The organism is Arthrobacter pullicola, assembly GCF_014836875.1.
GTDB classification, from domain to species: Bacteria; Actinomycetota; Actinomycetes; order Actinomycetales; family Micrococcaceae; genus Arthrobacter_B; species Arthrobacter_B pullicola.
Window position 1 is genome coordinate 147,841 of sequence record NZ_JACSQC010000001.1, and the last position, 17,847, is coordinate 165,687.

14 protein-coding genes are annotated in these 17,847 nt (G+C 66.1%); 8 read left to right on the forward strand and 6 right to left on the reverse strand.

The window, feature by feature from the left end; translation table 11 throughout:
- Positions 1 to 969: a prephenate dehydratase gene (gene pheA / locus H9638_RS00775; RefSeq protein WP_225216857.1), complete on the reverse strand. Its 969-nt coding sequence runs from the start codon at positions 967 to 969 to the stop codon at positions 1 to 3.
- Complete coding sequence (locus H9638_RS00780) at positions 966 to 1,292, reverse strand: rhodanese-like domain-containing protein (RefSeq protein ID WP_191745291.1); 327 nt, start codon at positions 1,290 to 1,292, stop codon at positions 966 to 968. Before H9638_RS00780 ends, pheA begins: the two co-directional genes overlap by 4 nt.
- Positions 1,293 to 1,427: 135 nt before the next feature.
- On the opposite strand from H9638_RS00780, the gene H9638_RS00785 reads away from it, so the two are divergent.
- From H9638_RS00785 to pgm, 6 genes are all read left to right on the forward strand, one after another.
- Positions 1,428 to 2,861, forward strand: a complete 1,434-nt coding sequence (locus H9638_RS00785) for an amidase (protein ID WP_191745292.1) — start codon at positions 1,428 to 1,430, stop codon at positions 2,859 to 2,861.
- Positions 2,862 to 3,025: 164 nt separating this feature from the next.
- A complete protein-coding gene (locus H9638_RS00790) occupies positions 3,026 to 4,504 on the forward strand; it encodes a peptide MFS transporter (protein ID WP_191745293.1) in 1,479 nt (492 codons plus the stop codon).
- A 355-nt stretch (positions 4,505 to 4,859) separates the two neighbouring features.
- Entirely contained in the window at positions 4,860 to 5,846 is a 987-nt protein-coding gene (locus tag H9638_RS00795; protein WP_191745294.1) for an ABC transporter substrate-binding protein, read from the forward strand.
- A 44-nt stretch (positions 5,847 to 5,890) separates the two neighbouring features.
- Positions 5,891 to 6,790, forward strand: coding sequence for an ABC transporter permease (locus tag H9638_RS00800; protein WP_191745295.1), 900 nt, complete (start codon positions 5,891 to 5,893; stop codon positions 6,788 to 6,790).
- A 12-nt stretch (positions 6,791 to 6,802) separates the two neighbouring features.
- Positions 6,803 to 7,591 (forward strand): ABC transporter ATP-binding protein, encoded by a 789-nt coding sequence (locus H9638_RS00805; protein WP_191745296.1) that lies wholly within the window; start codon positions 6,803 to 6,805, stop codon positions 7,589 to 7,591.
- Positions 7,592 to 7,700: 109 nt separating this feature from the next.
- A complete protein-coding gene (gene pgm / locus H9638_RS00810) occupies positions 7,701 to 9,332 on the forward strand; it encodes a phosphoglucomutase (alpha-D-glucose-1,6-bisphosphate-dependent) (protein WP_191745297.1) in 1,632 nt (543 codons plus the stop codon).
- Positions 9,333 to 9,400: 68 nt separating this feature from the next.
- Here the strand turns inward: pgm and H9638_RS00815 are convergent, their stop codons facing one another.
- Together H9638_RS00815 and H9638_RS00820 are read right to left on the reverse strand one after the other, a co-directional pair.
- Positions 9,401 to 10,807, reverse strand: a complete 1,407-nt coding sequence (locus H9638_RS00815) for an aldehyde dehydrogenase family protein (RefSeq protein WP_191745298.1) — start codon at positions 10,805 to 10,807, stop codon at positions 9,401 to 9,403.
- On the reverse strand, positions 10,804 to 11,706 hold the full coding sequence (locus H9638_RS00820) for an SDR family NAD(P)-dependent oxidoreductase (RefSeq protein WP_191745299.1): 903 nt from the start codon (positions 11,704 to 11,706) through the stop codon (positions 10,804 to 10,806). The genes H9638_RS00815 and H9638_RS00820 overlap by 4 nt, the downstream gene beginning before the upstream one ends.
- 144 nt (positions 11,707 to 11,850) lie before the next feature.
- Between H9638_RS00820 and H9638_RS00825 the strand changes: the two genes are divergently transcribed.
- Positions 11,851 to 13,164, forward strand: a complete 1,314-nt coding sequence (locus tag H9638_RS00825) for a uracil-xanthine permease family protein (RefSeq protein ID WP_191745300.1) — start codon at positions 11,851 to 11,853, stop codon at positions 13,162 to 13,164.
- 17 nt (positions 13,165 to 13,181) lie between these two features.
- Here the strand turns inward: H9638_RS00825 and H9638_RS00830 are convergent, their stop codons facing one another.
- Positions 13,182 to 14,300 (reverse strand): glycerate kinase, encoded by a 1,119-nt coding sequence (locus tag H9638_RS00830; RefSeq protein WP_225216858.1) that lies wholly within the window; start codon positions 14,298 to 14,300, stop codon positions 13,182 to 13,184.
- A 51-nt stretch (positions 14,301 to 14,351) separates the two neighbouring features.
- Positions 14,352 to 15,167 (reverse strand): glycerophosphodiester phosphodiesterase family protein, encoded by an 816-nt coding sequence (locus tag H9638_RS00835; RefSeq protein WP_191745301.1) that lies wholly within the window; start codon positions 15,165 to 15,167, stop codon positions 14,352 to 14,354.
- A 133-nt stretch (positions 15,168 to 15,300) separates the two neighbouring features.
- Between H9638_RS00835 and H9638_RS00840 the strand changes: the two genes are divergently transcribed.
- Complete coding sequence (locus H9638_RS00840) at positions 15,301 to 17,841, forward strand: bifunctional lysylphosphatidylglycerol flippase/synthetase MprF (RefSeq protein ID WP_191745302.1); 2,541 nt, start codon at positions 15,301 to 15,303, stop codon at positions 17,839 to 17,841.
- Positions 17,842 to 17,847: the final 6 nt, after the last annotated feature.

Consider the following 17,847-nt stretch of genomic DNA (forward strand, 5'->3'; position numbering starts at 1 on the left):
TTAGCCGTTAATCAGGGATTCGAGCCACTGATCGGCAGCCTCGAAGGCCTGGTCCGAGGTGTGCGGCAGAACTTCCGGCCGGCGGTAGTCGGCCCGGGGGTAGGAGCCAAGGAACCGGAGGCCCGGGGATACCCGGTGCAGTCCCTTGAGGGCATCTGCCACCCGCGCATCGAAGACGTGCCCGTCAGCGTCAATGCTGAAGAAGTAGTCCCCCAGGAAGGCGCCGGTTGGACGGGACTCGATCCGGCTCAGGTTCACGCCGCGGGCCGTGAAGTGTTCCAGGATTTCCATCAATGCGCCGGGGCGGTCCTCCGGCAGCGGGATGACCACGGTGGTTTTGTCAGCGCCGGTGGGTTCGGGCAGCAGGCCCGGCAGGCTGACCAGGATGAACCGGGTGACAGCCTCCGCATAGTCCCCGATTCCGCGGGCAATCACATTCAGCCCCAGCCTGGCGGCAACCAGCGGCGCACAGATCGCGGCGTCGAATCCCGAGTCCCCGTCCGTCAACCCGACAGCAGCGGCTGCGGTGGAGGAGGACGGGATGTATTCCGCCTGGGGAATATTAGCTTCGGCCCAGTTGCGGCACTGCGCCCAGGCATGGCTGTGGGTGGAAACCCGGCGGATATCGGCCAGTTCCATACCCGGCCGGACAGCCAGCACGAAGGTAATCGGGACCAGGATCTCCCGCAGAATCCTCAGCGGCTGACCCACGGAGATGGCATCCAGGGTGGCGCTGACTCCGCCCTCGACGGAGTTCTCGATGGGCACCACGGCAGCGTTGGCATGTCCGGAGCGGACCATTTCCAGTGCCGCGTTGACCGAGCTCGACGGTATCCGGACAGCCTCTTCCGCGCCGGGAACCTGCAGCAGCGCAGCCTCCGTGAAGGTACCCTCCGGCCCCAGGAAGGTGTAGACCATGGTGCCGGGCAGGCGGGAGTCCCGCGCCGCAGTCTTGCCGGGAGCACTCATACGACCGTGGGCTCCGTCCCGGTGTCGGAGACCATCGGCTTGCCGGCTTCCAGCCAGGCTCCCATGCCACCGGTGACGTTCACGGCAGAGTAGCCGTGCGCCTCCAGCCACTGGGTGGCACGGGCGCTCCGTCCGCCGGTGCGGCAGATGACGGCGAGGTCGCCGTCCGGATCAAGGTCATCCAGGCGTTCCGGAAGCTGGTCAAGGGGGATGTGCACGGCATCGGGAATGTGCCCGGCCTCCCACTCATAGTCCTCACGGACGTCGAGTATCTTGGCGCCTACGGGAATGGCTTCCACTGACACGTTTTCCATCTCGCTCATAGCTTCCTCGCAGTAGTTCTTTGCCTGGGCTGACAAGGCGGTAAACCCGCTCAGACGCGGGGGTCCGCCCCGCCTCCCAGCCTATAGTGGGAAGCACCACCAGAGAACCAAACGGCCCCCACCCCGGAGGTAGCAATGCCCATTGGCCCACCCGTGCAGGATGATCCCGCTGGAACGCCTTCCAGTGCAGGGCTGGGCGCCCTGACCGCCCTGGAGCTTAGAAATGCCCTGGCCGCGGGGGAAGTATCTGCGAGGGAGGCTGCCGAGTTCTACCTGGGCCGGATCGACGCCCTCAACCCGTCGCTCGGTTCGTTCATTGCGGTTACCGCGGACCTGGCACTGGCTGAGGCATCCAGGGCCGATGATGCCCTGGCCCGGGGCCAGGCGCCGGCCCTGCTCCACGGCATGCCGCTGGCGCACAAGGACCTCACCGATGTTGCCGGCGTACCCACCACCATGGGCAGCGCCGCCGTTCCTGCGGCACCTGCAGCCGAGGACGGACCCCTGGTCTCCGTCCTGCGCGCGGCAGGAGCTGTCAGCCTCGGCAAAACGCAGGTGCCGGAGTTTGGCCTGAGCAGCTACAGCGAGAACCTCATCGCACCTCCGGCACGCAATCCGCTGGACCCCTCCCTGAGTCCAGGGGGATCCTCCGGCGGCTCCGCCGCGGCGGTGGCCGCAGGCATGCTCCCCTTTGCGCCCGGGACAGACGGCGGGGGGTCCGTCCGCATTCCCGCTGCCGCCACGGGACTGGTTGGCCTGAAACCGAACCGCGGCCGGATTCCGGCGGGCGGCGGGCAGCGCGACCTCGGCCAGCTCGTCGTCGCCGGGCCGCTGGCGCGCAACGCAGCGGACGCGGCCCTGCTGCTGGACGCCATGGTGGCCGAGCCGAATTTCCACGCCACGTCCGCCCCCACCCCCGGCGGCACCTTCCTGGAAGCAGCACTGCGGGCCGAGGGACGCTTCCGGATCGGCGTCAGCACCCGCTCCCCCTTTGAATCGCGCCTCGACATCCGACTGGATCCGGAAGTCCTTCTTGGATTGGAGGCCGGCATTCTGGCCCTGACCGGCGCCGGGCACAGTGTCGAAGAAGCCGATGTCCACTACGACGAACGGTATCCGGACGCCTTCAGCCTCGTGTGGACCGCACCGCTGGCCAATATTCCACTCCCGGCTGGTCAGGAAGACCAGCTGGTTCCGCTCACAGCGACGATGCGCCGCCGCGCCCTCCAGCGCTCCGCAGCAGATCTGGCCGAGGCCGTGGACATCCTGCGCGGCTTCGAGGAAGACACCATCCGGCAGTATGCGGCATGGGACATGATCCTTACCCCGGTGCTGGGCATGACCCCACGCTCCATCGGCTGGTACTGGACGGGCGACGCCGATGAGGACTACGCGCGGCAGTGCCAGTACTCGCCGTTCACCTCGATGGTCAACGTCAGCGGCCTGCCGGCCATTACGGTTCCCACCTACCGCACCGCGGCAGGACTCTGGATGGGCATCCAGCTCATCGGGCGCCCCGGAGCGGAGGCCGAGCTGTTGGCCGTTGCCGCCCAGCTGGAGTCCCAATAACAGGTGAACCCCTTCATCTGACGCCACTTTGTCCAAAATGTGGACAAAAGTGAGCAATTTGCGGTGATTCTACACACAGAACCTTGCTTGTAACCCCTAGAAGCATCCGGTTTTTGGGCTAAGTGCTCAAACGTGCCTTCGTTAGGCTTTGCGACGATGGAGACATGACTTCAAGTCCTCCCTCCACACAACCCGCGTCCGCAGCACCTGCGCGCAAGGCCTTCTTCGGCCACCCCCGGATGCTAGCCAACCTGTTCAGCGTTGAGCTCTGGGAGCGGTTCTCCTTCTACGGTATGCAGGGCATCCTGCTGTACTACATGTACTACTCCGTCACTGACGGCGGCCTGGGCATGAACGAAGGGGTCGCGGCAGGACTTGTCGGAGCCTACGGCGGCGGCGTCTACCTCTCCACCATCCTCGGTGCGTGGGTAGCGGACCGCATCCTCGGTTCGGAACGGACCCTCTTCTACTCGGCCATCATCATCATGCTTGGCCATGTTTCGCTCTCCCTGGTTCCGGGCTACGCAGGTCTGGCCATCGGCCTGGTGCTGATCGCCCTGGGCTCCGGCGGCCTGAAGGCCAATGCCACCGCCCTCGTGGGAACGCTCTACGAGGAGAAGGATGAACGCCGCGACGCCGGCTTCTCCATCTTCTACATGGGCATCAACATCGGCGGTCTGATTGGCCCCATCCTGACCGGTCTGGTCTGGAACAGCATGGGCTTCCACTTCGGCTTCGGCCTGGCCGCCGTCGGCATGGCCATCGGCCTGGCCCAGTACGCAGCGACCCGCAAGCACCTGCCCGAGTCCGCCCACATCGTCGCCAACCCGCTGCCTAAGAGCAAGTACGCGCGCATGGGCGGAATCGCCGCAGCCGTGCTGATTGTCGTGGCACTGGCTATCGGCTTCGGCCTGGTGACGAGCGAAAACCTGGTCAGCGTTATGGCTGTCCTCGCGCTGCTGGCGTCGATCGGCTACTTTGCGGTGATCCTCACCAGCAAGCGCGTCAACACGCTCGAACGCCGCCGGGTGTACTCGTTTATGCCGCTCTTTGTGGCCAGCACCGCCTTCTGGGCCCTGTTCCAGCAGCAGTTCACCGTCGTGGCGCTTTATGCAGACTCCTCGCTCAACCTGGACCTGTTCGGCTGGCAGATGCCCCCGAGCTTCGTGCAGTCGATTAACCCGATCTTCATCATCATCTTCGCGGCCGTCTTCGCGAGCATGTGGACCAAGCTGGGCACCCGCCAGCCGGGCACGCCGGTTAAGTTCGCCATCGGCCTGGCCGTGATGGGACTGGCCTTCCTGGCCTTCATCCCGTTCTCCGGGGGCGGACCCAACAGCACACCCCTGCTGGCCCTGGCCGGCATCCTGCTGCTGTTCACGTTCGCTGAGCTTTCACTCTCCCCGATCGGCCTTTCTGCAGCGACCAAGCTTGCCCCGGCGGCTTACCCGACCCAGATGGTGGCACTGTTCTACCTCTCGGTCTCCCTGGGCAGCACGCTCTCGGGCTGGCTCGCGCAGTTCTACTCCACCGAGACCGAGGTGTCCTACTTCTCCTTCCTCGGCATCGCCGCGATCGTGCTGGGCATCATCCTTGCCCTCTGCGCTCCGTCGATCAAGAAGCTCATGGGCGGAGTACGGTAACCCCTCCCCCACAGCCAAGAAAGTGCCCGCCTGGATCACCAGGCGGGCACTTTCTGCGTTCCGGGCCCTTGGGCAGCCGAATCTACCTAGACAATCTGACGGCCTTGGCTCGTCAGGGCGCCATATTTGTCCTCGATGGCCCCGAACAACCAGTCAACTGTCTTTACAGTGCGCGTCGAATTAGACAATGTGACCACCCTCACAGTTAGTATCGTGGGACCAGCCGGTGCGCAAAGGCACCCGTACACCGTGGACCGATAACGACGTCGGCCCGCGGGACCGGAAGCCCCGCCCGGTACCACGTCATCCTGCCCCGGCGCCGTCCGCCGCTGGGCAGCGCACTGAAAGGGCAACGATGAAGCGTTCGAAGACAGGGGCACTGGGGGCCCTGCTGCTGGGAGTATCGCTGGCAGCCACCGGCTGCGGCGGGGACACAGCCGCCGGAAGCAGCGACACGGTCCGGATCGGCATCAGCCAGCTGGTGGAACACCCGTCCCTGGACCAGGCCCGCAAGGGCTTCATCCGGGCACTCGAGGAGAACGGGTACACCGAGGGCGAGAACCTGGAGCTGGATATCCAGAACGCCTCTGGCGACCAGGCCACGGCCACCACCATCGCATCGTCCTTCGCCTCGGACGGAAAGGACCTGGTCCTGGCCATCGCCACCCCGGCAGCCCAGGCGGCGGCCCAGGCGATCACCGAGGTTCCGGTGTTGTTCACCGCAGTCACGGAGCCCGAAGTTGCCGGCCTGGTCGATTCCTGGGACTCCCCGGGTGCCAACATCACCGGCACCTCCGATCTGAACCCGGTCAAGGAGCAGATCGGCCTGATCAAGGAGCTGGCTCCGGATGCCAAGAGCGTCGGCATCGTCTACAGCTCGGGAGAGGTCAACTCCGACGTGCAGGTCGAGCTTGCCCAGGAAGCGGCCAAGGAGCTGGGCCTGGAGGTCAAGCTGGCCACCGTCAGCAACTCCGCCGAAGTGCAGCAGGCCACCGAGTCCCTGGACGTGGACGCCATCTACGTCCCCACTGACAACAACGTCGTCACGGCCCTGCAGTCGGTAATCCAGATTGCCGAAGCCAAGCAGCTCCCAGTGGTCGTCGGCGAAGGCGACTCCGTTGAAAAAGGCGGCGTGGCGACCTACGGCCTCGACTACGAATCCCTGGGCTACCAGACCGGGCTGATGGCCCTGAAGATCCTCGAGGACGGCGCTGATCCGGCCAGCATGCCGGTGGAAACGCTGACCGAAATCCAGCTCATCATCAACAAGTCCGCCGCGGCCAACATGGGAATCGAAATCCCGGCCGCCATGCTGGACAAGGCCGACAAGGTCATCGAATAACCCTCCCGCTGCGCTCACTACCTGCTTGAAGGAACGGATCTTCCATGATCACTGCTGTTGAACTGGGGCTTATCTATGCGGTGATGGCCCTGGGTGTCTATCTCACCTTCCGCATCCTGGATTTTCCGGACCTGACAGTGGACGGCAGCTTCACCACCGGCGCGGCTGTGGCGGCCGTGATGATTATCAACGGGGCTCCGCCCCTGGCCGCCACGGCTGCCGCGTTCGGGGCCGGCCTGCTGGCCGGCTGCATTACCGGACTGCTGCACACCAAGGGCAAGATCAACGGGCTGCTGGCCGGCATCCTCACCATGATCGCGCTGTACTCGATCAACCTCCGGATCATGGGCAAAGCCAACCTGCCGCTGCTCCGGGAAGATACCCTCATCTCCCCGCTGCGGGATAACGGCTACCTGGGCGGCGCCGTCGCGATCGCGGTCTTTGCCCTGCTGGCCATCGGCGTCAAGCTCTTCCTGGACTGGTTCCTGCACACCGATCTCGGCCTGGCCATGCAGGCCACCGGCGACAACCAGGAAATGATCCGCAGCTTCGGTGTCAGCACCGACCGGATGAAGATCCTTGGCCTGGCTGTTTCCAACGGCTTCGTAGCCCTGTGCGGCGCCCTCATTGCCCAGTACCAGGGCTTTGCGGACATTGGCATGGGTATTGGCCTGATCCTGGTTGGGCTTGCTTCGGTCATCATCGGGCAGGCCGTCTTCGGCAGCCGTCTGATCGTGATCTCCACGCTGGCTGTCATCCTCGGATCCATTGTGTACCGGATCGTCATTGCCCTGGCCCTGCAGGTGGGCTTCAACCCCTCGGACATGAAGCTGATCTCCGCGGTGCTGGTTGTGGTGGCCCTGGTGCTGCCGCAATGGAAAGTGTTCCGCCGATTGCCCACCTTCCGCAGCCTGCGGAAGTCCACCGTCACGACGTCGAGCTAGCCGGGAATCACCATGCTGAAGATTCAGAACGTACAGAAGACCTTCTTCGCCGGAACCGTCAACGAGCGGATCGCCCTGGCAAACATCGACCTGGAGCTGGCGTCCGGGGAATTCCTCACCGTGATCGGCAGCAACGGCGCGGGAAAGTCGACACTGCTGAACATGGTTTCCGGCAAGCTGCGGCCGGACACCGGCTCAGTTGTCATCGACGGCAGGGACGTCACCCGGCTGCAGGACCACCAGCGGGCCCGCTACATCGGCCGTGTGTTCCAGGACCCGATGGCCGGCTCCGCGCCCCAGCTGAGCATTGAGCAGAACATGTCCATTGCCTATGAACGCGGCAAGATCCGCGGCCTGGGCTGGGGTGTCTCTGCCAAAAAGCGGGAACTCTTCCGGGAGGAACTGAAATCCCTGGAACTGGGGCTTGAAGGACGGCTGAAGTCCAAGGTCGGGCTGCTCTCCGGCGGCCAGCGCCAGGCCCTGTCCCTGCTGATGGCCACCTTCAGCGAACCCAAAATCCTCCTGCTGGATGAGCACACGGCGGCACTGGATCCACAGCGCGCGGCCCTGGTGTCCCGGCTGACGGGCGAGATCGTGGAGCGGCACCGGCTCACCACGCTCATGGTCACGCACAACATGCAGCAGGCCCTGGACCTGGGCACCCGGCTGATCATGATGCATGAGGGCCGGATCATCCTGGATCTGAACCGCACGCAGAAGGCCGAAATGACGGTCCCCGATCTGCTGCACGAGTTCGAGAAGATCAAGGGCAGCCTGGACGACCGGACCATGCTTCAGTAGCGCCGTCCGGACAGCTGATACCGGGAGTGCCTTCTTTGCCAGGCGGCGAAGGGGGCACTTTCTGCCGTTTCGCTGCGGAGACCCCGGAATCTTTGGCATGCTTGGGTTTATGTCTAACCGAGCCGGTACCCCTGCCCAGACCTCTGACCTCGTTGACCTGACGGCACTTCTGGATGCCTACTTCGACGTCGCACCCGACCCCTCCGATCCGGGTCAGCGCGTCGCTTTCGGCACCTCGGGCCACCGCGGCAGTTCACTCAACGCTGCCTTCAACGAACCGCACATCGCCGCCATCACGCAGGCGATCGTGGAGTACCGCACGGGGCAGGGCATCACGGGCCCCCTGTTCATGGGCAAGGACACCCATGCCCTCTCCGAACCGGCGCAGAACACTGCCCTGGAGGTGCTGGCAGGCAACGGCGTCAACGTACTGATCGACGTGCGGACCGGCTTTACGCCCACCCCGGCGCTGAGCCACGCCATCCTGACGCACAACGCCACCCGGACGGACCAGGCGGACGGGATCGTGATCACCCCGTCCCACAATCCGCCGGCCGACGGCGGATTCAAGTACAACCCACCCTCGGGCGGACCCGCAGATTCGGAGACCACCTCCTGGATCGCGAACCGGGCCAATGAGCTGCTCGAGAACGGATTGCGCGGCGTGAAGCGGATTCCGCTGGGCCAGGCCCGGCTGGCGGACTCCGTGGGTTCCTACGACTTCCTGCAGCACTATGTCGGGGACCTCGGCTCGGTCCTGAACATGGACGCGATCGCTTCCTCCGGCCTGCACATCGGCGCAGACCCCATGGGTGGAGCCTCAGTGGACTACTGGGGTGCCATTGGTGAGCAGTACGGCCTGAACCTCACCGTGGTGAATCCCAAGGTGGACCCGCAGTTCGGGTTTATGACCCTGGACTGGGATGAGAAGATCCGGATGGACTGCTCCTCTCCCCACGCCATGGCCTCGCTGATCGCGCAGGCAGGCCAGTACGACATCGCCACCGGCAACGATGCCGACGCCGACCGGCACGGGATCGTCACGCCCGACGCCGGGCTGATGAACCCGAACCACTACCTCGCCGCGGCCGTGGAGTACCTCTACGCCAACCGCTCCGGCTGGCGCGGGGACGCGATGGTCGGGAAAACCCTGGTCTCCTCCTCCATGATCGACCGGGTCACCGCCAGCCTGGACCGCCGTCTGATGGAGGTTCCGGTGGGCTTCAAATGGTTTGTCCCGGGCCTGCTGTCCGGTGAAGTGGCCTTCGGCGGAGAGGAATCCGCCGGTGCGTCCTTCCTGCGCCTGGACGGAACGGCCTGGACCACGGATAAGGACGGCATCCTGCTGGCCCTGCTCGCCTCCGAAATCACCGCCGTCACCTCGAAGACGCCGTCCCAGCACTACCGCGAACTCACCGGCCGCTTCGGTGACCCGGTCTACGCGCGCGTTGATGCCCCGGCCACCCGGGAACAGAAGGCAGCACTGTCCAAGCTCTCGCCGTCGGACGTCACCGCCACCACCCTGGCTGGCGAGGAGATCACCGCACGCCTGACCGAAGCGCCGGGCAACGGCGCGGCTGTGGGCGGACTCAAGGTCACCACGGAGAACGCCTGGTTCGCCGCCCGGCCCTCCGGCACCGAAGACGTGTACAAGATCTACGCCGAGTCCTTTAAGGGCGCGGAGCACCTGCGCCAGGTCCAGGACGAGGCCAAGGCAATCGTGGACGGCGTCATTTCCTAACTGATGCGCATCAGCTAAGCGGCTCCGGGACTTCCAGCCGGGGGCCGCTTGCATTTTGTTCGGTGCCGCTAAAGCAGGCGCCGCAGGATTTTCGACTTGAACCCGTTATAGGGCGGATACGCCACGCGCAGGGTGTCCAGCAGGGTGCCCTTGGAGAAGACCGGCCGCAGCTGGCTGAACGTGTCGAAGGAGGCCTTGCCGTGATAGGCGCCCATTCCGCTGGCTCCCGCGCCGCCGAACGGGAGTTCGGGGACGGCCAGCTGCACGATCGCCGCGTTGTGGTTCACGCTGCCCGCCCGGATTCCCTCCTCGAACCGGAGCTGCTGCGCCGCCGAGGAGGTAAACAGGTAGGAAGCCAGCGGTGCCGGCCGGGAGTTAATGATGTCCATGGCCGCGCCGAGGTCCGGCACGGTCACCACGGGCAGGATCGGCCCGAAGATCTCCTCCTGCATCACCGGGGACTCCAGTGGAACTCCGGTGAGGATCGTGGGTTCCAAGTACAGGCTGTCCCGGTCGCTGCGGCCGCCGCAGGCGACTGTCCCGTCCTGGAGGTAGCCGGTGAGCCGGTCGAAATGGCTTTCATTGACGATCCGGCCGAAGTCCGGGCTCCGGGACGGATCCTTGCCGACAAATTCGCGGATGGCCTTGCCGAGGTGCTTCACCAGCTTTGGTGCAACGTCCGGCGTCGCCAGCAGATAGTCCGGCGCCACGCAGGTCTGCCCCGCGTTCAACAGCTTCCCGTACACCAGCCGCCGTGTGATGGTGGCCAGGTTCCCGTCCAGCACGACGGCGGGAGACTTGCCGCCCAGCTCCAGGGTGACCGGCGTCAGGTGCTCGGCGGCGGCCCGCATTACTACCTTCCCGACGCGCTCTCCGCCGGTGAAGAAGATGTGGTCGAAGTGTTCCTTCAGCAGCGCCTCGGATTCCGCCTGCGCCCCCTCGATCACCACTACTGCCTCGGAATCGAGGTACTCGGGCAGCAGGCGGGCCAGGGTCCGGGAGGTTTCCGGGGCCAGTTCGCTGGGTTTGAGCACCGCGGCGTTGCCGGCCGCCAGGGCGCCGATCAGGGGTGCCAGCAGCAGCTGCACCGGGTAGTTCCACGGCGCGATGATCAGCACCACCCCCAGCGGCTGGGGTTCGGTGCGGGCCGACGCCGGCTGCAGGCCGAGCGGGACCGGCACCTTCCGGACGCGGGTCCAGGCGTCCAGGTGCTTGAGCGTGTATTCCGCCTCTGACCGGGTGATGGAGACCTCGGTCAGATAGCCTTCGAGCGGGTTCTTGCCCAAGTCGGCATGCAGGGCCGCAACCAGCTCCGCCTCGCGTTCGGAGAGCATCCGGAGCAGAGCCTTCAGCTGCTCACGCCGCCACGCCAGCGGGCGGGTCCGGCCGGCGTCATACGTTTTCCGGACTGCGGCGATCCGTGCAGGAATGCCATCAACGACTGTTCCGGTTTGGGTTTCGATTTCTGCTCTCATGCCCGGCTCCCCGTTTCCTGGTTCTGCTGCTCCTGCTCCGTCGCGGCCGGCTGCCGGGCCGGCGCAGCGGCACCCGCCTGACGGCCGGTGAACTGGTCCATTGACTGGTAAACCTTGAACACCCTGCCGGCCACCACGTCCCAGGCCGGCTGCGGCAGCAGGCCGCGCAGGGCACTTCCCAGCGCCACGGTCCACGGCAGCTGCACCCGGGCCTTGCCTTCCAGCAGGGCAGCCCAGGCCTTGTTGACCACGAACTCCGGCTCCATCAGCGGGGTCATCAACGGACCGCGGGCACCCTCGAACATGCCGGTCTTGATATAGCTCGGGATCAAGGTGGTCACCTGCACATGGCCGTGGCCTGCTTTGACGAGTTCCAGCCGCAGCGAGTCGCTCCATCCGATCACGGCCCATTTGGACGCCGTGTAGACGCTCATTTTCGGCACCGAGAGGGTGCCGGAGGCGGAAGCGACGTTCAGGATACGAGCCGGAGTCCGGCGTTCGATCATGGCCGGCAGGAAGGCCCGGGTGATGTGCATCGGGGCCAGGGTATTCACGTTCATCACGGCGTCGATGTCCGCATCCGAATGGTCCCAGAAATAACTTCCGCGGACGATTCCGGCGTTGTTGATCAGCACATCCGGTGCACCCGCCTCCGCCAGCACGGCTCCGGCTGCCTGGAACACCTCATCCACGGAGGCGATATCCAGCTCATAGGGGTGGATCTCCGCGCCGCCCAGCGCGCGCAGTTCAGCAGCCGTGGTGCGCAGCGCCTGCGCATCGCGGTCCCAGAGGACCACCGCCCGGGCACCCTCGCGCACGGCCCGTTCCGCGTAGAGCCGGCCCATTCCCATGGCGCCGCCGGTGACGAGGACGCTCCGTCCAGAAACTGATATACCCACGCTGTTCCGTCCGTTCCAGGCCGCAGGGCAGCCAATCGCTTGCCGGTAAAATACTGGGTGCCGTGCAACAAAGGCATGCTAACCGTGCCGCACCGGTAACATTCTCCACGAATCATTCCCCCTTGTCCTTTGGAAGGCACACGTATGAGCAGGCTAGGCACAGACTGGACAATGCACGGCGATGGCAAGACCATTCGGCCGGGTGCCTATGTAGCCCCGGATGAACGCCTCACCTGGCCCCGGACCATCGGCATCGGCGCCCAGCACGTGGTCGCCATGTTCGGGGCAACGTTCCTGGTTCCGCTGCTGACAGGGTTCCCGCCGGCCACCACGCTGCTGTTCTCCGGCATTGGCACGATCCTGTTCCTGATCATCACGGCAGGAAAGGTTCCCAGCTACCTGGGTTCGTCCTTCGCGTTCATTGCGCCCATTGGTGCCGCCGTGAACCAGCATGGCCCCGGCGGTGCCCTGGGCGGCATCATCATGGCCGGCGCCACGCTGTTCCTGATCGGCCTGGCGGCCCAGCTGGCCGGAACCCGCTGGATCCAGGTCCTGATGCCTCCGATAGTGACCGGCGCGATTGTCGCCCTGATCGGCCTGAACCTGGCTCCCACCACCAAAACCAATTACGAGGCCGGCCCGCTCACAGCCACCGTCACCGTGGTGGCCATCCTGCTGTGCACCGTGCTGTTCAAGGGACTGATCGGCCGTCTCTCGATCCTGGTGGGTGTGCTCGCCGGCTACGTGGCAGCCATCATCCAGGGTGAAGTGGACTTCGCCGCCATCAACGACGCCGGCTGGTTCGGCCTGCCTGAGTTCACCGCACCCACCTTCCATTTCAATGTCATTGGGCTCTTTGTGCCGGTGGTGCTGGTGCTGGTCGCCGAGAACATCGGCCATGTGAAGTCCGTGGCAGCCATGACCGGCCGCAACCTCGATCCCTACACCGGCCGGGCACTGATGGCCGACGGCGTCGCCACCATGCTGGCCGGGTCCGGCGGCGGATCGGGCACCACCACCTATGCCGAGAACATCGGCGTCATGGCAGCTTCGCGCGTGTACTCCACCGCCGCCTACTGGGTGGCCGGCATCGTGGCAGTGCTGCTAAGCCTCTTCCCAAAGTTCGGCGCCCTGATCGCCACCATCCCTGCCGGCGTCCTCGGCGGAGCCGGCGTGGTGCTGTACGGCATGATCGGCATCCTGGGGGTGCGCATCTGGGTTGATAACCGGGTGAACTTCTCCAACCCGATCAACCTCTCAGTCGCCGGCGTGGCGCTGGTGGTGGGAATCGCCAACTACACCTGGAACGTCGCCGGACTGACCTTCGAAGGCATCGCGCTCGGTACGGCTGCCACCCTGGTGATCTACCACGGCATGAGCGCGATCGCGCGGTGGCGCGGCACCATGCCGGACGAGCCGCAGGAAGACGTTGGCGCCAAGCCCTCCAGCCTGGGCTAGGACCGGTCAGAGCTGATTCAGGCCCCTTCGAGGGCCGCACGGGTGGCCCGGGCGACGTAATAGTCCGCCCGGGCCATTGCGTCTTCCGGGCTCTGTGCCAGGTCCAGCAGGCTGACCGCAGCCTCCACCCCGTACTCCGCCAGGACCCTGGGTTCCAGCGTGATCCGGCCGGCAATCAGCACCACGGGTATGCCGGCACCCGCTGCCAGCCGGGCGACTTCCAGCGGAGCCTTGCCGAAACGGGACTGGTCATCCATCGAACCTTCACCGGTCAGGACCAGGTCAGCGCCGGCCAGGGCAGGAACAAGCCCCACCAGGTCCGCAATGAGGTCGAACCCGGGTTCCAGGACGGCGTCCGTGAAGGCCAGGAACGCTGCCGGAAATCCCCCGGCGGCACCCGCACCGGGAACATCGACGTCGACGCCGGTGGCTTCCTTCAGCAGCCGGGCCCAGTGGGCCAGCGCCTCATCGAGCAGCAGCCGGGCAGACCCGTCGGCACCCTTCTGCCCGCCGAAAACATGGGCAGCACCGTCGGCACCCGTCAACGGATTGGTGACGTCGGCGGCGATCCGGATCCGGACGTCCGCCAGCCGCGGGTCCATCCCTGTTCCATCCACCGCCTGGGCCAGGGCCAGTCCGGCACCGCCGGGCGGAACCGGGCTGCCGTCCGCCGCCAGGATCTCCAGGCCCAGCGCCTGGAGCGCGCCGGCACCGCCGTCGGTCATCGCCGATCCGCCGATGCCGAGGATGATCTCCCTGGCGCCGGCGTCAAGGGCCGCCGTGATGAGCTGGCCGCTGCCGTAGCTTGAGGCGGCCAGGGATGTTTGCACCGAGGGCTCCACCAGCATCAGCCCGGAGGAGCGCGCGGTCTCAATGACCGCCGTCGTACCGTCCAGCGCCCACACAGCCGTGATTTCGCGGCCCAGGGGTCCACGCACCCGGCTGGTCTGTTCCACCGCACCGGCGGCCAGCGCCGCTTCCAGGGTTCCCTCACCGCCGTCGGCGACCGGCAGCCGGGTTACTTCGGCGTCCGGATACACCCCCAGTACGCCCTGGGCCATGGCTGCTGCGGCTTCTTCGGCGCTGAGGCTGCCTTTGAACTTATCCGGGGCTATGAGGACACGCATGGGTTCCATCCTGCCAGCGTTTCCTTAGCCGGGACAGCACGGCGGGCGGGCGGGGGCCAGTCAGTCCGCCGGCCCCTGCGGCCAGGAACCACGGGAGGCCAACACCGCGGCCAGCTCATCTGCCCGGTCCGAAACCAGACCGTCAACACCGAGGTCCAGCAGCCCCTCCATCAGTTCCTTCTGGTTGACGGTCCAGACGTGCACCTGGATTCCCGCCCGGTGGCAGCGGCGCAGGAAAGCAGGTGTCACCACGGGAAGCGTCCGGAAGCGAAGCGGAACCTGGACGCACTGGAACCGGCCAATCCGGGCCACAGTCCGGCCCAGCCCGAGAGGGGAAAGCAGCAGCAGCAGCGCCGTGGCCAAGGATCCGGCGGAGCTGGCGGCAGGCTGGCTCAGCTGCCGCAGGCACTGCAGCCGCCGCCGGTCGGAGAAGGAGGTGACCAGGACCCGGTCATGGGCCTGGTGCTTTTCGATCAGCGCTGCGAGCGCCTCGGCTCCCGCTGCGTCCTTGATGTCCACGTTCAGGCGCATCCGGGGCCAGTGGACCAGCAGTTCCTCGAATGTTGGAATGGGTTCAGTCCCACCCACGCGCACGCCGTGCAGCTCCCGCAGGCTCCTGCGGCCAATCGCGCCGCTGGCATCCGTCACCCGGTCCAGCGTCTCATCGTGGAAAGCCATCAGGACGCCGTCGCTGGTGGTCCGTACATCCGTCTCCAGGTACCCGAATCCAAGCTCCGCAGCGGCTTCGAAAGCCACCATGGTGTTTTCCAGGCCCGCCGGGGAGAAGCCGCGGTGGGCCAGGCCCAGCGGACCCGGCACGGCGTCGGAGGCCGGCGGGAAGTAGTACGGCAGTGAGTTCGGCAGGGCAGTGTTCACAGGGTGTACTTTATCCTCAGCACACGGCAGCAACCCGGACAGGTACCGGTCCGCTGCGCCGGGAGCGTCACTACAATGGCGGCACCGTTACGGGCGCGGAACCCCGCGGCGCCGCAGCCAGGGAGGTGGCCCAATGCAGCATGGAGTCTCTGCCTGGCACCGGCTCCGGCGGTTGGCGCGCTGGCAGGCGGATGTGCTGCGCGGAAGCCTGCGCAGGGCACCGGTGACGCTGGGCTTTGTGGCTCTGTTCTGGCTGCTCGGCATCCTGACCTCGACCATTGCCTCGGGCCCGGAAGAACCTCTGCTGGACTGGGTCAGCGTATCCTCTGAGTCCCTGCCGGAATACTGGCCCTCACTGCTGCTCTCCGCGTTTTGGGCGACCGGCCTGGCCGGCTATATCGGCGGCACAGTCCTGGCCCTGGTGGTGGGGGTGGCCGCGGAGGGAATCCTGGGGAGCCGGCGGTTCCTCGCCGCGGCCGCCGGCACCCAGGTGGCAGGTGCCCTGCTCGCGACCAGCTTCGCTGCCGTCTCGGGATTCTTCTTCGGTGAATGGGGCCGGGAACTGACAGCGGAGTCGTTTGTTGGTCCCGTGGCGTTCCTGTGCGGATCCGCGGCGGCAGCCAGTGCGGGGCTGGAAACCCTCTGGCGCCGGCGCCTGCGGCTGCTCCTCTTCACCCTGCTGGTGCTGCTGGCCCTGTATTCGGGTTCCTTCCAGGACGTGATGGCACTTGGCGCCGCTTTGACGGGCGGCCTCTGCGGTCCGCTGCTGTTCGGCCGCCGGCCCCGGATGCCGCGGAAGATCGCCTCCACCCGCCGGGAAGCCCGGGTGCTGGTGGCCCTGGCGGTGCTGGCTTCCGCTGTTGGTCCCGTCCTGGCTGCCTTGAACGCCCACGCCGTAGGCCCGCTGTCGGTGCTTCGCTATCTGTTCACCTATGTGGAGGCGACCAGCCCCCAGGACCTCGCTGAACTGTGTGCCGAGGCCGGGCGCGGGGCCGAATGCAGTGCTGCACGTTTCGAGCTTCGTGCCGGACCCGCCGGGTTTTTCCTGGCCACCCTGCCGCAGGTTCTGCTGGTGGTGTTCTCGGACGGGCTGCGCCGGGGCCGGCGCTTCGCCTGGCTGGCTGCCCTGATCCTGCAGGCTGGCCTGACGCTGGCGGCGGGGTTCCGGATCTACCGCTACCTGACGGGAAATCCTGCCGGGGAACGGTACGAGTTTGGTGCCGTGGAACAACCGCTGGCCCTGCTCCTTCCCATGCTGGTTCCGGTAGCAGTCATGGCCCTGCTGGCCGGCACCGGAAGGCTGTTTACCGTTTCCGCCCCGCCCGGGACCTACCGCAGGCTCACGGCCAGCGCTGGACTTGCCGCTGCGGTCCTGGCCGCCTGCTATGTCGCCGGCGGGTATTTGGCCCGCACCTCTTTTAGTCCGGAAGCGACGGTCCGGGCCCTGCTGGCCGATCTGCCCCAACGGTTCCTCCCTGTGCTGGAACTGCGGAACCACTCTCCCTCTTTGCTTCCCCAGACCCTGCCGGCAGCCCTTCTGTATGAGGGAGTGGGCGTGGCCTTCTGGGTCCTCACCTGCATCCTGCTTGTTCGCTCCTTCCTCCTTCCGGTGCCGGAGAAACACCCCGAGGATGTGGACCGCGCCCGGGAACTGCTGACCAGTCAGGGCGGCAGCACGCTGTCCTGGATGACGCTGTGGGCCGGGAACTCCTACTGGTTCGCCCCTACCGGAAGGTCCTACATCGCCTACCGGGAGAGTTTTGGCGTTGCGCTGACCGTGGGCGATCCGGTGGGCCCGGAGGCTGAGCGCCGGGAGGTCCTGGATGGCTTTATGGCGTTCTGCAGTGACCAGGGCACCACCCCCTGCTTCTATTCCGTGGGTGCCGGAACGGAGGACATCACCTCCGTTCGGGGATTCGCCAGTCTCCAGGTCGCCGAAGAAACAGTCCTGGAACTGGGTGCGCTGGCGTTCAAAGGGAAGAAGTTCCAGGATCTGCGCACGGCCCTGAACCGTGCGGAAAAGTCCGGCGTTCGCGCCGAATGGACCACCTTCGGCACCGCTCCCCTTTCCGTGATCGACCAGATCCACGTCATCTCCGAAGAGTGGGTGGCAGACAAGCACATGCCGGAGATGGGTTTCACCCTCGGCGGACTGGAGGAAATGGAGGATCCCAACGTCCGGCTGCTGATTGCCATCGATGAAGACCGGACCGTCCACGGCGTGACATCCTGGCTGCCCGTCTACCAGGGCGGCCACATCCAGGGCTGGACGCTGGACTTCATGCGGCGGCGCAGCCGCGGGTTCCCCGCCGCCATGGACTTTCTGATCGCCTCGGCTGCCCTGTCCTTGCAGGAGGAGGGGTACCGGTTCCTCAGCCTCTCCGGGGCACCGTTGGCACGAGCCAGGGACAGCGCGGGCGAGGAGGAGAATCCTCCGGTGATGGACTGGCTCCTGGACCGGCTCGGCGCTGCCCTGGAACCGGTCTATGGCTTTCGGTCACTGCTGGCTTTTAAGGCAAAGTTCCAGCCGCGCTACATCCCGCTCTACATGGCCTATCCGGATGCCGCTTCTCTGCCAGCGATTGGAAATGCCCTCAGCCGTGCGTATCTCCCCCACGTCTCCGTCGGCCAGGGATTGAGCATCGCCCGCCGGATCGTCGGCACAGCCCGGTGAACGGCT

Excerpts from the sequence above, each read along its gene's own strand:
- pheA (WP_225216857.1), bottom strand. The coding sequence starts at position 969 with ATGAGTGCTCCCGGCAAGACTGCGGCGCGGGACTCCCGCCTGCCCGGC.
- H9638_RS00780 (WP_191745291.1), bottom strand. The coding sequence starts at position 1,292 with ATGAGCGAGATGGAAAACGTGTCAGTGGAAGCCATTCCCGTAGGCGCC.
- H9638_RS00785 (WP_191745292.1), top strand. The coding sequence starts at position 1,428 with ATGCCCATTGGCCCACCCGTGCAGGATGATCCCGCTGGAACGCCTTCC.
- H9638_RS00790 (WP_191745293.1), top strand. The coding sequence starts at position 3,026 with ATGACTTCAAGTCCTCCCTCCACACAACCCGCGTCCGCAGCACCTGCG.
- H9638_RS00795 (WP_191745294.1), top strand. The coding sequence starts at position 4,860 with ATGAAGCGTTCGAAGACAGGGGCACTGGGGGCCCTGCTGCTGGGAGTA.
- H9638_RS00800 (WP_191745295.1), top strand. The coding sequence starts at position 5,891 with ATGATCACTGCTGTTGAACTGGGGCTTATCTATGCGGTGATGGCCCTG.
- H9638_RS00805 (WP_191745296.1), top strand. The coding sequence starts at position 6,803 with ATGCTGAAGATTCAGAACGTACAGAAGACCTTCTTCGCCGGAACCGTC.
- pgm (WP_191745297.1), top strand. The coding sequence starts at position 7,701 with ATGTCTAACCGAGCCGGTACCCCTGCCCAGACCTCTGACCTCGTTGAC.
- H9638_RS00815 (WP_191745298.1), bottom strand. The coding sequence starts at position 10,807 with ATGAGAGCAGAAATCGAAACCCAAACCGGAACAGTCGTTGATGGCATT.
- H9638_RS00825 (WP_191745300.1), top strand. The coding sequence starts at position 11,851 with ATGAGCAGGCTAGGCACAGACTGGACAATGCACGGCGATGGCAAGACC.
- H9638_RS00830 (WP_225216858.1), bottom strand. The coding sequence starts at position 14,300 with ATGGAACCCATGCGTGTCCTCATAGCCCCGGATAAGTTCAAAGGCAGC.
- H9638_RS00840 (WP_191745302.1), top strand. The coding sequence starts at position 15,301 with ATGCAGCATGGAGTCTCTGCCTGGCACCGGCTCCGGCGGTTGGCGCGC.